The 16,455-nt window shown below is 36.0% G+C and carries 16 protein-coding genes; 11 read left to right on the top strand and 5 right to left on the bottom strand.

The window, feature by feature from the left end; genetic code table 11:
- Window positions 1–11: 11 nt before the first annotated feature.
- Window positions 12–2,042: a transketolase family protein gene (locus BMY56_RS01350; RefSeq protein ID WP_091618988.1), complete on the bottom strand. Its 2,031-nt coding sequence runs from the start codon at window positions 2,040–2,042 to the stop codon at window positions 12–14.
- A 400-nt stretch (window positions 2,043–2,442) separates the two neighbouring features.
- Between BMY56_RS01350 and BMY56_RS01345 the strand changes: the two genes are divergently transcribed.
- Window positions 2,443–3,372, top strand: a complete 930-nt coding sequence (locus BMY56_RS01345) for an alpha/beta hydrolase family protein (protein ID WP_091618986.1) — start codon at window positions 2,443–2,445, stop codon at window positions 3,370–3,372.
- Between the two features lie 7 nt (window positions 3,373–3,379).
- On the opposite strand, the gene BMY56_RS01340 is transcribed toward BMY56_RS01345, so the two are convergent.
- The 4 genes from BMY56_RS01340 to BMY56_RS01325 form a co-directional block, all read right to left on the bottom strand.
- The gene (locus BMY56_RS01340; protein ID WP_091618984.1) at window positions 3,380–4,069 is read right to left on the bottom strand and encodes a VIT1/CCC1 transporter family protein; all 690 of its coding nucleotides are present in this window, start codon (window positions 4,067–4,069) and stop codon (window positions 3,380–3,382) included.
- A 3-nt stretch (window positions 4,070–4,072) separates the two neighbouring features.
- Window positions 4,073–4,750: a ribose-5-phosphate isomerase RpiA gene (gene rpiA, locus BMY56_RS01335; protein ID WP_091618982.1), complete on the bottom strand. Its 678-nt coding sequence runs from the start codon at window positions 4,748–4,750 to the stop codon at window positions 4,073–4,075.
- A 163-nt stretch (window positions 4,751–4,913) separates the two neighbouring features.
- Window positions 4,914–5,786, bottom strand: coding sequence for a universal stress protein (locus BMY56_RS01330; protein ID WP_091618981.1), 873 nt, complete (start codon window positions 5,784–5,786; stop codon window positions 4,914–4,916).
- 82 nt (window positions 5,787–5,868) lie between these two features.
- Entirely contained in the window at window positions 5,869–6,558 is a 690-nt protein-coding gene (locus BMY56_RS01325) for a Crp/Fnr family transcriptional regulator (RefSeq protein ID WP_091620019.1), read from the bottom strand.
- Between the two features lie 122 nt (window positions 6,559–6,680).
- Between BMY56_RS01325 and BMY56_RS01320 the strand changes: the two genes are divergently transcribed.
- Genes BMY56_RS01320 through BMY56_RS01275 form a run of 10 tightly spaced genes read left to right on the top strand, consistent with a single transcriptional unit; the run spans window position 6,681 to window position 16,291 of the window.
- Window positions 6,681–9,077, top strand: coding sequence for a heavy metal translocating P-type ATPase (locus BMY56_RS01320; protein ID WP_091618979.1), 2,397 nt, complete (start codon window positions 6,681–6,683; stop codon window positions 9,075–9,077).
- A gap of 3 nt (window positions 9,078–9,080) precedes the next feature.
- Window positions 9,081–9,509 (top strand): hypothetical protein, encoded by a 429-nt coding sequence (locus BMY56_RS01315; protein ID WP_091618977.1) that lies wholly within the window; start codon window positions 9,081–9,083, stop codon window positions 9,507–9,509.
- 59 nt (window positions 9,510–9,568) lie between these two features.
- Window positions 9,569–9,763 (top strand): cbb3-type cytochrome oxidase assembly protein CcoS, encoded by a 195-nt coding sequence (gene ccoS / locus BMY56_RS01310; RefSeq protein ID WP_091618975.1) that lies wholly within the window; start codon window positions 9,569–9,571, stop codon window positions 9,761–9,763.
- 16 nt (window positions 9,764–9,779) lie between these two features.
- Window positions 9,780–11,978: a cytochrome-c oxidase, cbb3-type subunit I gene (gene ccoN, locus BMY56_RS01305; protein WP_091618973.1), complete on the top strand. Its 2,199-nt coding sequence runs from the start codon at window positions 9,780–9,782 to the stop codon at window positions 11,976–11,978.
- A gap of 5 nt (window positions 11,979–11,983) precedes the next feature.
- Entirely contained in the window at window positions 11,984–12,172 is a 189-nt protein-coding gene (locus BMY56_RS01300) for a CcoQ/FixQ family Cbb3-type cytochrome c oxidase assembly chaperone (RefSeq protein ID WP_091618971.1), read from the top strand.
- 2 nt (window positions 12,173–12,174) lie between these two features.
- Window positions 12,175–13,131, top strand: a complete 957-nt coding sequence (locus BMY56_RS01295) for a cbb3-type cytochrome c oxidase N-terminal domain-containing protein (RefSeq protein WP_091618969.1) — start codon at window positions 12,175–12,177, stop codon at window positions 13,129–13,131.
- Between the two features lie 46 nt (window positions 13,132–13,177).
- Window positions 13,178–14,596 (top strand): cytochrome c oxidase accessory protein CcoG, encoded by a 1,419-nt coding sequence (ccoG, locus tag BMY56_RS01290; protein WP_091618967.1) that lies wholly within the window; start codon window positions 13,178–13,180, stop codon window positions 14,594–14,596.
- A gap of 17 nt (window positions 14,597–14,613) precedes the next feature.
- Window positions 14,614–15,060, top strand: a complete 447-nt coding sequence (locus tag BMY56_RS01285) for a FixH family protein (protein WP_091618965.1) — start codon at window positions 14,614–14,616, stop codon at window positions 15,058–15,060.
- A 7-nt stretch (window positions 15,061–15,067) separates the two neighbouring features.
- A complete protein-coding gene (locus BMY56_RS01280; RefSeq protein ID WP_091618963.1) occupies window positions 15,068–15,772 on the top strand; it encodes a sulfite exporter TauE/SafE family protein in 705 nt (234 codons plus the stop codon).
- Between the two features lie 27 nt (window positions 15,773–15,799).
- Window positions 15,800–16,291 carry a GTP-binding protein gene (locus tag BMY56_RS01275; RefSeq protein WP_091618961.1) on the top strand — a complete coding sequence of 164 codons (492 nt, stop codon included), beginning with the start codon at window positions 15,800–15,802 and terminating at the stop codon, window positions 16,289–16,291.
- The last annotated feature ends 164 nt before the right edge of the window (window positions 16,292–16,455 follow it).

Genomic DNA, 16,455 nt, shown 5'->3' with positions numbered 1-16,455 from the left:
AAAATGATTACTTAGTTTAAAAAATCCATTACTTCTTTATACACTTGATCTCCGGTGAATCCGAATTTCTCATCCAATACACTTGCTGGTGCAGAATAACCGAAATGCTCTAATCCGAATACTTTTCCGTTAGCTCCTGCTAATCCTTCCAAGTTTACAGGTAAACCTGCCGTAAGTCCGAAAACTGGTTTGTTCGGCGGAATTACTTTTTCTTGGTATGCTTCAGATTGTTGTCTGAATATACCTTCTGATGGTATAGACGCTATATTTACTTTAAGACCTTCTTTTTCCTCCAACAATTTCGTTGCAGCAACCAATGTAGCTACCTCAGAACCATTTGCAATTAAGATAACATCTGGATCAGTAACTTCTTGTATTAAATAACCACCTTTTTCAGCACCTAAAGCTTCTTGGTAACGGTTACCGCTCTTAGCAGGAACATCTTTGATACCTTGTCTAGATAGAATAAGGCCGGTCGGAGTTTTCGTGTTTTCCATCGCCATTTTCCAAGCTACATTAGTTTCTTGAGAATCTGCAGGACGCAAAGCAACAAAACTTTGCTCATGACTGTGGTTCTTCAATTTCTCTAACAAACGTATTTGAGCTTCTTGCTCAACTGGTTGGTGTGTTGGACCGTCCTCACCTACTCTAAAAGCATCGTGTGTCCAAACAAATTTCACAGGTAATTCTTGTATACAACTTAACCGTATGGCCGGTTTCATATAATCGGAGAATACGAAGAACGTTGCAACTACTGGAATAACACCCCCGTGAAGCGCAATACCGTTAGCCATTGCTGTCATAGTCAACTCTGCTACACCTGCTTGTAAGAAAGCACCAGAGAAATCACCTTTCTTTAAAATGTGAGTTTTATTTAAAAAACCATCCGTTTTATCACTGTTCGATAAATCGGCAGAAGAAACAATCATGTTCTCAACATTCTGTGCTAAATATGCTAAAACATTAGATGAAGCGGCACGTGTGGCCTGACCATCTTTTTGCGCTATAGAACTAAAGTCAAGATTAGGTAATTTACCTTCTAAGAAACCTTCTAATTTTGCAGAAAGCTCCGTATTCTCTGAACGCCAAGCATCTATTTCTTTCTTTTTATTTTGAACCTCGTCTTTCTTTCTATTGATAATATCTTGGTAGTACTCTTCTACTTTTGAATAAATATCAAAAGGATTCGCTACATCGGCACCTAAATTCAATAAGGTTTTTTCATAATCTGCACCTGTATCGCCAATTGGCTTACCGTGTAGTTCCGTATACCCTTCATATGGTGAACCATCTGCAGTTACACAACCTTTACCCATTATCGTTTTACCAATAATCAAAGTAGGCCTTTCGGTTTCTGCATTAGCATCTGATAGTGCTTTTCTTATTTGCTCATGGTCATGACCGTCGATAGTAACAACATTCCATCCCCATGATTCATATTTCATAGCCGTATTCTCAGAAGTAACTTCATCTGTTTTAGATGAAAGTTGAACATCATTAGAATCGTAGAACATAATAAAATTGCTTAAACCTAAATGGCCAGCAATTCTACCTGCACCTTGTGATATTTCTTCTTGTACACCACCATCAGAAATAAAACCATAAATTTTATGGTTCATCCAATCTCCAAAACGAGCTTTTAAGAAATTTGCAGCAACTGCAGCTCCTACTCCCATTGTATGTCCTTGACCTAATGGTCCAGATGTATTTTCAATACCTCTTGCCACATCAACTTCTGGGTGACCCGGAGTTACTGAACCCCATTGTCTAAAATTAGCGACATCATTTTTTTCGTAATTACCCAATAGATAATACTGAGCATACATTAAGGTTGATAAGTGCCCTGCATCCATGAAAAAACGATCACGAAAAGGCCACTTCATATCTGAAGGATCGTAGTTGAAAAATTCAGAGTATAAAATGTGCATGTAGTCTGCGCCTCCCATTGGTCCGCCTGGGTGTCCAGAGTTTGCCTTTTCCACCATGGCTACTGCTAATGCCCTTATATTATCAGCTGCTAATTGATCTAGTTCCTTATTCATGTATTGTAATATTGTTTTTAAGGTTTGTGTTTGCTTTAAAACTACTGAATTCTCCTCAAAGATACTTTATATCAAGCGCTAATTAAAATTAATGGAGCAACATAATTCTATAGCGTTCAAGTCATAAGCCCAAGTACTCCCATCGGTATACTATCAAAACTTTCGAAAGGGTTTTCGAAGACTGCATAAGAACCCGAACCCATCTATTATTTCATTAATTACTAGATTTTAAGGACTTACAGAGTACATTTGCCTGATTTTAGCATTAGTAGCTATAAAATCAATTTATATGTGATGCCTAAATCAATCAAATAAGATTTTCATTGATAAATCGATTTATAACGTTTTAATATTATTCTGTTTACTTTAAATGTACCTAGTAACAGCTCAATCACCCCATATGAATTTGAAAATCTTTGAATTTTATAAATACCTTCTTTTAGTTGGTTTCTTTCTAATTATGAATCCTATCATTGGGCAATCTACCGATTCTATGAAAGGAAACGTTAAAATGAAAACTTATAATTACGCAGATACGCTGTTACTTGACTTTTATACAGTACAAACAGATACTTTTAAGATGAAACCAACTATAATTTTGGTTCATGGTGGTGGTTTTACAGCAGGTCAACGTAACGGTGGTGATGAAAAAGGTATTAGTACCTACTTGGCGAAATTAGGATTCAATGTTGCTTCTATAGATTATAGACTATCACGAAAAGGAAAATCTTTCGGTTGCGATTGTGCTGCTTCTATTAAAATGAACACCTACACAGAAGCTGTTGCCGACCTTTCAAAAGCGATAAATTATCTAACAAAGGAAGAAAAACCTTTTCAAGTAGATTCTTCAAAAATTTTCTTAATTGGAAGCAGCGCCGGAGCAGAAACGGTATTGAACTTTCTTTTTATGCGGTATGATTATCGTTTTAAAGACCTACCCTACCCAGACGCAAACATACTAGGGGCCATAAGTATATCTGGCGCAGTCGTTGATGAAAACAATATTTATAATGGAAACAAAGTACCATTGCTTTTTTTTCATGGTGTGAAAGACTCAGTTGTGCCTTACGGTACCAATGCTCACCGTTACTGTGCTACAACCGATGTGGGATATTTGAATTTAAATGGACCTAAATCGATTGCTGAACGTTTATCTGATTTAGATGGAAATTTCAAGGTGTATAATAGTGAAGAAGGCGGGCATGAATGGGCTTCACTAGGATTTGACTTCCCAGAATTGATAAGCCAATTTATTGAGCAAGTTTTAAACGGTGAAGCTACAATGAGAGATTTTGAAACCATTAATTCTACCGTTGAAATTAAAGAGTAAGTTTATACTAAGCTAAGTTCACCTCAAAAAAATGTCCTATCAAGGCTGTAATTGCCATGGCCACAGTACCCCAAAAACTGATTCTTAAAATAGCTTTCCAAATATTAGACCCTCCAGCTTTTGCTGCTATTGCACCTAATAAAGCCAAGAACACAACTGCGAAAATATATTGAACATATTCCATGTATTCAAGCGAACCAAAATAGGCTACCAAAACTGGCAATAACCCTCCAAAAATGAAAGAGGCTCCTGATGATAATGCAGCGACTAATGGTTTTGCTTGCGTAATGTCGTTGATACCCAATTCATCTCGTGCATGAGCTTCTAGGGCGTTATGTGCTGTTAATTGTTTGGCAACCTGTAATGCTAAATTAGAATCTAACCCTCTTTCTTTATAAATCTGCGCAAGTTCCAAAAGTTCTTCTTCGGGCATCTCTTCAAGCTCTATTCGCTCTCTATCCAAATCTGCAGTTTCTAAATCGGTCTGTGAACTCACCGAAACATATTCACCTGCGGCCATTGATAAAGCGCCTGCCACCAAACCTGCAACACCCGCTAAAATAATAGGTTCTCGTGTTGTACTTGCCGCAGCAACACCTATGACCAAACTAGCCGTAGACAAAATACCATCATTTGCTCCAAGAACAGCTGCCCTTAACCAACCGCTTCTAATACCATAATGTTTTTCGTCTTGCATAGTTTATTTTTTCTCTAGTATTGCTTGTGCTCCTTTACCAATAATCACCAAATCGGTAGATGTTAAAAATAATCCTGTTTCTACGATGCCTGGTATGTTTTTAAGCTGATGCTCTAAGTCGGTCAGTTTGACATCTGTATTCCAGATATCAACATCTACGATATCATTGTTTTCATCCGTTTTGTAATCATCTGTCCCTCGCATTCGCTGAACCGGATGAAGATTCATTTCTTCAAGTTCTTTTATAATTAGTTGAGTAGCGAACGGTATTGTTTCTATTGGTAATTTAAATTTCCCAAGTCTTGAAACTTGTTTTGAAGAATCGGCAATGATAATATTGAAATCAGAGTTATGGGCCACAATCTTTTCACGAAGCAAAGCTCCGCCACCACCTTTAATTAATTGAAATTGGCCGTCGACCTCATCTGCCCCGTCAATAGTAACATCTAACCTTTTGGCTTCTGCTAGGGTAATCACATTTATACCTAACTTCTTCGCCAATTTTTCTGTTTCATAAGAGGTAGCGACCGCTTTAATTTCTAATCCATTTCGAACCATTTCACCAATGGCCTCTATCATAAAAAAGGCGGTAGACCCTGTTCCTAAACCTACTGTCATTCCGTCTTTAATATACTTTACAGCTTCTAATGCCGCTACTTTTTTTTCGTTTACCGCGCTCACGTTATAAATGATCTATATTAATATTTATATTTCTTAAGCGCTAAAGATATTTATAATTAACTGATGTAAATATCATAAGGAGGAAGTAAAATCAAAAACATCGAAGTGATTGCAGTAGAAATTGGCAAATAAAAGTGAGTTTTGATGTTTTTCTATCTCTAAGCTAATGACCTACAGTTACACTATTCTCTGCACCTTGAATCAGTACAATCGGCACCTTTAAAGAAAATTTTGAACGCTCTACTACAAAATTGCTACATAAATTCTTCATGTAACTATTGGCACTGTTAGACATGACCAACAATTGACATTTAGCCTGATCAATAAAATGGTCTAATAATAACGATAAACTGGCATCTATGGTTATTTGATGAAAGGTATGTGGTACAGTTTCTAACTTTCTCTCAAACAATTTATGATTTAGTTTCTGTAGTTCAGGTAATTGACCTTTTTCATGCTGAAGAGTGACCATACATACCGAACTATTAAAAATTTTAGCCATAGTTAAAATCGGGTCTAATTCATCACTATTAAAAAAATGATTGGAATCTGACACAAAAGCAATATTTAACGGCTTTGTAAATTCAAAATTAAAAGGTATTGCAAATACCGGACAGTTTTTTACGGCATTTAATATTCTAACTGTATTTCTACCCAAGTATATAGTTTCATTATTAGAAGAACCAATGGCTCCCATAATTACAAAGTCAATGTCATGCTCAACAATCGTTTCTTTGACCTCATCTTTTAATAGCGAAAAAGAGGAAATTGTTTTATAACTATGACGTGGATTTTTAAATTCTTTCTTTACTCTTCTTACAAGATCTTTTAACCCTTTTTCTGAAGTTTCGGCTGCCCTAGAGTTTTGTGAAAAACCTGAAACACTACCAGCCATTAAACGATTACTATGTAATTCTGGCGTGTAGGTATTTAAAAAGTAAAAAACGCATGGGCTACCCTCAAATAGATGCAAAGCAAATTTGACCGCATTATACGCAGATGCTGAAAAATCGGTAGGTACAAGTATATTTTTCATATAAATGTTACAGGTCGTTTGATGATAAAATTAGGTGGACTATAAGTTTGATACTATGACATTTATCAGAATGGAAATTTATTTAAAAACCGTCGGCCAATTCTTGTAAAGTTTTCTCTTCTACTACTCCAATTTTCTTACCCGATGTTTTAATAAGTCCCTTCTTCTTAAATTCAGATATCATACGAATTAAAGATTCTGTAGCGGCACCCACAATATTTGCATAATCGTCCCTACTTAAGGTCAATAATAAAAAGCCAAATTCATCTTCACCATAGTTTTTCTTTAAATAAACAAATGCCTCTGCCAATCGCTGTTTAACCGTTTTTTGAGACATATTTACAATTACATCATCGGCCTCTTTTAAATCATGAGCCATGTGGCGTAATACTTCAAGAGAAAAATTAGGATTTGTATTTAATGTATTGGAAATTATTTCTTTAGGTATAAAACAAACTTCCATATCATTTATGGCCGTAGCGCTTAAATTGGTAAAATCTTCGGCCACAACTGAACGTTGCCCCATGACTTCGCCTTTATTGGTCAATTTTACTATTTGTTCTTTTCCGTTACTACTTAACTTCGATAATTTTGAGACACCTTTCCTTACACAATATACACCATCAAGTTTCTGTCCTTCTACAAATATAGAATCACCTTTCATGATTTTTTTAGATATCTTAGAATCAGAAACTTTTTTCAACTCTTCTTTGCTTAATGCGCGGAGCGAATTAAACTGCCGAACAATACAATTCTCACACTTACTTTCCATGGCCATTTACTTTATACCTAACACTGCAAAACTACTTAAGCTAAGAATTGTAAAAACTGATAATTATCATGTTTTTTCATATCATTGGTACTCACCTTTGCTGTAGGCCCAAGTTTAAAAATATGCACGATTCTAAATGCTATCATTGTGGAGATTCTTGTGATAGGCAATCTATAAGCTTTGATGAAAAGCTATTCTGTTGTTCAGGATGTAAAACGGTATATGAAATTTTCGCCAGCAACGATTTATCTCATTATTACGATATACAGGCAGCAGCAGGCTCTACCCCTAAATCAATAAAAGGAAAATATGATTTTCTTGACAATGCTGAAATAATAGAAAAATTAACTGAATTCAATGATGGTTCTATTCAAATCATTAATCTATATATACCTAATATTCATTGTAGTTCGTGTATTTGGATTTTAGAGAACCTAAATAAACTAAACCCTCATGTAACGAACTCTCAAGTCGATTTCCCTAAAAAGATGATTCGAATTACCTATCGCCACGACCAGTTCAGTTTAAAGAATTTGGTTTTGTTATTGGCCAATATTGGGTATGAACCTTATATTTCTTTAGATGATTTTGAAGGCAAAAAAAAGGGGATAGATAGAAGTTTAATTTACAAGTTAGGTGTTGCAGGCTTTGCTTTTGGGAATGTTATGTTTCTTTCGTTTCCAGATTATTTTGATTTAGGCTCGAGTGCAGCTACCGGAGGTGAATTTTGGCTCAACAAATACCAACATATTTTTCGTTGGTTAATGTTTATATTCTCGTTACCCGTAGTATTCTATGCAGGATGGGATTATTTCGTATCGGCATATAAAGGGCTAAGGGCAAAACTTTTAAATATTGATGTCCCTATTGCTCTCGGTATATTAGTCTTGTTCTTACGAAGTACATTTGAAATAGCTTTTCATTTAGGAAGCGGTTTTTTTGATTCGCTTACAGGATTGGTGTTCTTTCTTTTACTAGGTAAATTTTTTCAACAAAGAACTTATAGCTTTCTCTCTTTCGAACGAGATTATAAATCATACTTTCCAATAGCGATTACAAAACTAAACTCTGATGGTAAAGAAGAAACGGTTCCTGTTCAAAAAATTAAAAAAGGCGATAGAATATTGATTCGTAATGAAGAAATGATACCTGTTGATGGAACTTTAGTTTGTGGCAATGCACAAATCGATTATAGTTTTGTATCCGGTGAATCCGAACCGGTTAATAAAGACGCTGGTGAACTTATATTCGCAGGGGGAAAACAGTTAAATGGTGTCATTGAAATGATTGCCCTTAAATCGGTTTCTCAAAGTTACCTTACACAGTTATGGGGTAACTCCATTTTTAAAACGGATAAGTCAACTTCTTTTCAAAACCTAACCGATAGTATTGGTAAACGATTTACCATTTCGGTACTTTCAATTGCCTTAGTTGCAACTACATTTTGGCTGTTTTACGACCCATCTAAGGCAATGAACGTTTTTACAGCAGTTCTTATAATTGCATGCCCTTGCGCTATTGCGCTAGCCTCACCATTTACACTAGGTAATATGTTGCGCATTTTTGGTAAGAAAAAATTCTACATAAAGAACACTCAGACTATTGAACAATTGGCCAAAATCGATACAGCAATTTTTGATAAAACAGGCACGATAACAACTACCCAAAAAAGTACCGCACATTATGAAGGTATGCCCTTAACTGCCGAAGAAGAATCAATTTTAAAAAACACGATTAGAGCTTCTAACCACCCTTTAAGCAGATCTTTATATGATCTGCTTAAAGAACAGAATATCATAACCTTAGACGAATACGAGGAACATATTGGCAAAGGATTGGAAAGCTCAAAAGACAACATAAATATGAAAATAGGTTCTGCCAATTTTGTTGGTAAAGCTAGAACTGAAGACCAGCTAGATACTTCTATTTATATTAGTTCAAATAACGCCTACAAAGGCAGGTATGTATTCCAAAATCAATATCGCGAAGGGGTGTCTTCTGTTTTTCGCCAAATGTCTGAAATGCTTAGCCTAGCTATTTTATCTGGAGACAATGAAGGGGAAAAAGAACGATTAGAAGGCCTTTTACCCAAATTGACTCCCCTATACTTTAACCAGAAACCAGAAACCAAATTAGAGTTTATTAAATCATTACAAGAACAAGGTAAAAAAGTATTGATGGTCGGTGACGGATTAAACGATGCTGGTGCTCTTGCCCAAAGTGAAGTTGGTATTGCCATTTCAGAGAATATCAATGTATTCTCCCCTGCTTGTGATGCCATTCTTGATGCTTCTAAGTTTCAGCAGCTTTACTCCTATATTATTGCTTCAAAAAAAGCGGTGCGAATTATTAAAATGAGTTTCGTACTATCATTACTTTATAATTGTGTTGGATTATATTTTGCAATAACCGGACAATTAGAACCTGTTATAGCTGCTATTTTAATGCCACTAAGTTCAATAAGTATTGTTGTTTTCACTACTATTATGACCAACCGTATTGGCAGAAAACTTCAATAAAATATGAATTTTAAAAGTTTTAGGAAAACCAATCGTAATGAAAACACCCTACTTTCTATTGCAATAGGTATAATTTATCTATGGTTTGGAGCTTTGAAATTTTTCCCAGAACTAAGTCCAGCTGAAGATTTAGCTAAACGCACCATTCAACTATTAACCTTCGACATTATACCCTCTACGATATCAATTTTAATTTTAGCTTTTGTAGAAGTTGTAATAGGGCTATGCCTTATTTTTAGTTTTTGTCATAAGCAAATAGTGAAAATTGCCATAGTGCATATCATTTTCACCTTTTCCCCATTATTCTTTTTCACAGAAGAATCTTTCACTATAACGATTTTAACACCCACATTATTAGGGCAATATATAGGTAAGAATTTGATAATTATTGCTGCTCTTTTTACAATATTAAAAGAAAAAGTTAAAGTATGACATTTGTCATTTTTTAGGGTATACAACCCACTTAAATTTACAGCTTAATTCAATTTAGCATGAGTGTAATTTATGTGTTATTGGCCATCAGTATTTTTGTTGCGGTCATATTTTTCATTGCTTTCATCGTTTCTGTGAAGAGCGGTCAATACGATGATTCTTACACTCCGTCTGTACGTATGCTATTTGAAGATGAACTGGTGACAACAAAGAAGAGTAGCACTAAAGAGTTCAAAGAAAAAAAAACCAACTAAATAAACAAGTATAATTATGGAAGTACAGCAGTTTTATTACGATAACAAAATCGTGAAAAATTTCCTCTACGCGACCATGTTCTGGGGTATAGTAGGTATGACTGTAGGCTTATTATTAGCCTTTATGTTCATGTTTCCCAACTTAACCGACGGTATTTCGTGGTTAAGCTTTGGTCGTTTGCGCCCGTTGCATACGAATGCGGTAATTTTTGCATTCATAGGAAATGCTATTTACGCAGGAGTCTACTACTCCACGCAACGTCTGTTAAAGGCACGTATGTTCAGTGACTTTCTAAGTAAATTCAATTTTTGGGGCTGGCAGGCTATTATTGTTGCTGCTGCAATTACCTTACCATTGGGGTACACAAGTTCTAAAGAATATGCTGAACTTGAATGGCCAATAGATTTAGCCATTGCTGTAGTTTGGGTAGCCTTCGGTGTCAACCTTATTGGTACCATGATAAAAAGAAGACAACGACACCTTTATGTTGCTATCTGGTTTTATCTTGCAACTTTTGTAACTGTTGCAGTACTTCACATATTCAATAGTTTAGAATTACCCGTTAGCGCATTAAAAAGTTATTCGGTTTATGCTGGGGTTCAAGATGCTCTAGTACAATGGTGGTATGGACATAATGCTGTGGCATTTTTCTTAACTACACCGTTCTTAGGTCTAATGTATTATTTTGTGCCTAAAGCGGCAAACAGACCGATCTATTCCTACAGACTTTCAATTGTGCATTTCTGGTCTTTGATTTTCATTTATATATGGGCAGGACCTCACCACTTGTTATATTCTGCTTTACCCGATTGGGCTCAAAACTTAGGTGTTGCCTTTTCTATTATGCTTTTAGCTCCATCTTGGGGGGGTATGATAAACGGACTTTTAACATTACGAGGTGCTTGGGATAAAGTACGTACCGATCCGGTTCTAAAATTTATGGTTGTTGCGATTACCGGTTATGGTATGGCCACCTTTGAAGGTCCTCTGCTTTCACTAAAAAACGTAAACGCAATTGCTCACTTTAGTGATTGGATTATTGCTCATGTACATGTTGGCGCATTGGCTTGGAATGGTTTCTTAACCTTTGGTATGATTTACTGGTTGGTACCTAAAATGACTAAGAACAAATTGTTCTCGACCGGTTTAGCAAACTTCCACTTTTGGATAGGAACTTTGGGTATCATTCTATATACATTACCTATGTATGTCGCTGGGTTTACCCAGGCTTTAATGTGGAAAGATTTTAATCCTGATGGTACTTTAGTTTATGGTAACTTTTTAGAAACCGTACACGAAATTATGCCGATGTATTGGATGCGTGCCATTGGTGGTAGCCTTTATATTGTAGGAGCGTGTGTGATGATTTATAATGTAGTTCGTACAATAAAATCTGGTAGCACTATAGAAGATGAATTGGCAGAAGCGGCTGCACTTACCCGCGTTTCAAAACACAGAACAGCAGGTGAAACTTTCCATACTTGGTTAGAGCGTAAGCCTATTCAATTGACCATTTTAGCTACTGTAGCTATTTTGATTGGTGGTATCATTCAAATTGTACCAACTATTTTAGTGAAATCGAACATTCCAACTATCACAAGTGTGAAACCATATACACCCTTAGAATTAGAAGGTCGTGACCTTTACATTCGTGAAGGTTGTGTAAGCTGTCACTCACAAATGATACGTCCATTTAGAAGTGAAGTAGAACGTTATGGTGAATATGCCAAAGCGGGTGAATTCGTGTATGATCACCCATTCCTTTGGGGTAGTAAGCGCACGGGACCAGATTTACTAAGAATCGGTGGCAAATATTCTGATAACTGGCATTTGAACCATATGTATGATCCACAGAGTACATCATCTGGATCCATTATGCCTTCATATTCTTGGATGGTACGAGACAAGCATGACCGTAGCGATATACAAGCCAAAATGGAAGCTATGGTAACATTAGGTGTCCCCTATACCGATGAGGATATTGCAAATGCCGAAGACTCAATGGATGCTCAAGCTGAAAAAATCGAGAAAAACTTATATACCGATCCCGATTTTGCTAAAAATTATGAGGCTGATAAAACTTACGCTGCTGAAAACGGCGAAGAGTTTATAGAAATGAGAGACCGGGAAATTGTTTCTTTAATTGCATATCTGCAACGATTAGGAACAGACATTAAGGTAAAGGAAACAGGCGAATTAGTATCTGAAAAATAAAAATCATGTTCAAATTTGTAAAAGGTTACATGGAAACAATTGATGGGGTAGCAACCTACCCCATGATATCATTACTTATCTTCTTTGTGTTTTTCACATTGCTATTTTGGTGGGTTTTAACAGCCTCTAAATCATACATTAAAGAAGTAAGCGAATTACCATTAGAAGAAGACGATAACCAACAACTCGATTAATTATGAAAAACAATACAGCTTGGTGGCTTAGAATAACGGTGGCTTTTTTCTTGGTCGTTATACTTATGGAAATTTTTGTTGATGGTGGCGATAAACCCGCTTTTCTAGCCTACCCATTAATAATGTTTGCCTTTATGGCACTTGTTCTGCTACTATTAATAGCTATAGCATTTATAGTTCAGGCAATTGAAAACGTGTTATTCCATACACTTGATGATGAAGCAAAAGCTCGTTATTTAGCTACTAAAGAAGAAAAATGGGAATGGACGTGGGGTAAAAATCTTTACAATAAAATGCTTGGCTCCAAGCCTATGGAAGAAGAGGTTGAGATTATTCTTGACCACAATTATGATGGTATACGTGAACTAGATAATAAGTTACCACCATGGTGGGTATATCTGTTCTATGCCTCAATAGTATTTGCTGTAGTTTATTTAGCGCGTTTTCACATTTTTAACGACTATACACAAGATGAGGAATACGCACAAGAAGTTGCAACTGCACAATTAGAAATCGAGGAATATAAGAAAACCGCTAAGGGGCTTGTTGATGCGAACACAGTAGAACTTTTAACAGATGCTTCTGATTTAAATGCGGGTAAAGCCATTTTTGAAGGAAATTGCGTTGCTTGCCATATGACAGATGGTGGTGGTGGTATCGGACCTAATTTAACCGACCAAAACTGGATTTTAGGTGGTGGCATTAAAAATGTTTTCCATACGATTTCAGAAGGTGGTCGTGATGGTAAAGGTATGATTGCTTGGAAACAGAACTTAAAGCCAGTGGAAATTGCACAAGTAGCCAGTTATGTGTTGAGCTTTCAAGGTACTACTGCTGCGAACCCTAAAGCTGCTGAAGGTGATATTTGGGTAGATCCGAATGCGGCTGAACCAGTTACTCCTGAGCAAGAACCTAATACCGAACAGGTAATAGACTCTACGTCGGTTACAATGAACTGAATAAAACGAGGTCTTAACGCTTCGCAAGCCAATAAAGAAAAATAAAATGGCACAAGATCAAGATAATTTCAGGGATTCAATTGGCACCATTAAAGAAGATGGAAAACGAGCGTGGGTCTTCCCTAAAAAGCCCAGTGGCAAACTTTATGAGTATCGTAAATACGTAAGTTACATTCTTCTTACCTTCTTGATTGCGTCTCCTTTTGTAAAGATTAACAGCAACCAGTTTTTAATGTTTAATGTCCTAGAAAGACGTTTCAACATCTTTGGTTTTCCATTTTATCCACAAGACTTTCACCTCTTCGTTATTTCAATGATTATTGGCGTAGTTTTTATTGCCCTTTTCACCGTAGCATTTGGTCGTATTTTCTGCGGATGGATGTGTCCTCAAACCATTTTCATGGAAATGGTTTTTCGTAGAATTGAATATTGGATAGATGGTGATCGTGGTGCCCAAATTCGACTAGACAGACAAGAATGGGATGCCGAAAAGATTCGTAAACGTGTACTAAAATGGATTATCTTTTTTATCATATCATTTATCATAGCTAATGTTTTTCTGGCCTATTTAATAGGTAGCGACCGCTTAATACAATATGTTACAGATGGCCCAACTCAACATTATAGTACGATGGTGTCTCTATTAATATTCACTGCCGTCTTTTATTTTATTTTCGCTTGGTTTAGAGAGCAAGTATGCATCATTGCCTGCCCTTATGGCCGTATGCAAGGTGTACTTCTTGATAACAAATCTATTGTAGTTGCTTATGACTATAAAAGAGGTGAAGCTGAAAATGGAAGAAAAAAATGGCGCAAAAACGAAGACCGAGAGGCTTTGGGTTATGGCGATTGTATCGACTGTTTTCAATGTGTGAATGTGTGCCCTACAGGTATAGATATTAGAAACGGAACTCAGTTAGAATGTGTAAACTGTACTGCCTGTATTGATGAGTGTGATTCCATCATGGAAAAAGTAGATCTCCCAAAAGGGTTGATTCGTTATGCCAGTGAAGATGAAATCACAAAAAAAGAAAAGTTCAAATTTACTCCTCGTTTAAAAGGATATACTGCAGTATTGGTTATTTTAACCGGTGTTCTTGTAGGTATGATGTTTTTAAGAAATGATCTTGAAGCAAATATTTTAAGGCTACCTGGTCAACTCTACGAACATAAAGAAGGAAACATTATCAGTAATGTATTCACTTACAAACTTTTGAATAAAACCACCAAATCGGTAGATAATGTTCATTTTGAATTGATATCACCTAAAGGAGAGATTAAACTAGTGCGAACAGATAATTTTGATGTTCAGCCAGAAGCCTTGGCAGAAGGTACATTGTTCATCGAAATCAATGCTTCAGCATTAAGCGGTGATAAGAACGACTTAAAAATTGGCGTCTATAGTAATGACAAATTAATAGAGACCACAACGGCGCGCTTCTTGGCACCACGTAGTTATAAATAGTATTTAAGTAAGAGATTATGAAAATAAATTGGGGTACAGGTATCATAATTGCTTTTGTCGCTTTCATCAGTTTCATTCTGTTTTTCGTGATACGAATGACTACAAGCCATAATGCCAATCATGATTTAGTTACTGAAGAGTATTACAAGGCCGAACTCGGTTTTCAAAAAGAAATAGACGCTGAGCAAAATGCTATAAACGCATTTGAACAAATACAGATTAAAAAAGAACCTAACGGGTTGATGGTAATCTTTCCTGAAAGCTATGACAATACTGAAGTTTCAGGTATAGTGTCGCTATATAGACCATCTAATAAGCGTCTAGATTTTAACCTACCTATCAATTTATCCGAATCACATTTGCTGATACCCAATGATAAATTATTAGAAGGTCGTTGGGATATCAAGGTTACTTGGAATCATTTAGGAAAAGAATTTCTACATAAAGAAAGTATAACGTTTTAAAAAGAACATGATTCTATCTGCCATCATATTGGGTCTCATGGGTAGTTTGCACTGCGTGGGCATGTGTGGCCCAATAGCCTTTATGCTTCCGGTAGATCAATCTAATAACTATAAAAAATTCGGTCAGATATTCATTTATCATTTTGGTCGATTGATGGCATATGGTATCATCGGTCTCGTATTTGGCTTTCTCGGAAAAGGATTGTCCATTTTCGGAGCACAGCAAAAACTGTCGATAGTTATTGGTATCACAATGATTCTTGTGATTTTGATTCCGTATAAATCTTTCAATAAATACAATCTATCGAAACCTATCTATAAAGTCATTTCTAAAGTGAAGAACCAACTCGGTAAAGAACTGAAGAAAAAATCACCCGACACCTTTTTAACCATTGGCTTCCTAAACGGTTTTTTACCATGTGGCTTGGTCTATATGGCACTTTTTGGGGCCATTGCTATGGGCAATGCTATACAGGGCAGCCTTTATATGATGCTTTTCGGTTTAGGCACAGTCCCCTTAATGACTACTGCTATTTATTTTAGCGGATTATTGAAAGGTGGTATACGACAAAAAGTACAAAAGGCAATCCCCATTTTTGTAGTTGTCATCGGCTTACTTTTTATACTAAGAGGTCTTGGTTTGGGTATACCATATGTATCACCTGCACCTGTTACAGAAATAGCTTCAAGTGCAATAGAATGCCATAACTAACGGCCACGGCCACTAAACTAGTTTTCTATGAAACCGTTACCAAACGAAATTATTCTTCGCCCAAGGTTTCAGTTAGATATGGTAGAAACTAAAGAAAATTTGCTTAAAAAATTTGAGACTGCTGGGTATGATCCTTTTCTTGTCAAACGCTTAGATGAGCATGTCTTTATAAAATTTAACGCTAAAAACAATCATTTTTGGTCGCCTCAACTTCATTTAGAAATCGATGAAATAGATGCTAACAAATGCCGTGTTTATGGTATATTTGGTCCAAATCCTACCCTATGGACTTTCTTTATGTTCGTACATTTTGTAATCGCAACATTGTTCATCATTCTAGGAATATGGGCCTATTCTAGTGCGAGTTTACATAAACCTTACAGTTTACAGTTGGTTTTAATGTCTATAATAGTAATGATGTGGTTTGTTCTATATTTTTTCGGCCGCAGTGGTAAACGGAAAGGGAAACCTCAAATGCACGAACAATATAGCTTTATGATGAAGGTCCTTAATTCATAAACAAAAGAGTATAATTTTTTTAAAAAATAGTACAGTTATTAGTTAAAATACATAACGATATAATGTTCTTCACTATCCCTTAAAAAAGCTGCTATTTATGCATATCATAAAAACAAATGAACCCAAGGTGATTGCCTTGGGTTCATTTGTTTTTATGATGATAT

Source organism: Maribacter orientalis (genome assembly GCF_900109345.1).
GTDB classification, from domain to species: domain Bacteria; phylum Bacteroidota; class Bacteroidia; order Flavobacteriales; family Flavobacteriaceae; genus Maribacter; species Maribacter orientalis.
This window is presented reverse-complemented; position numbering and strand designations above follow the sequence as displayed.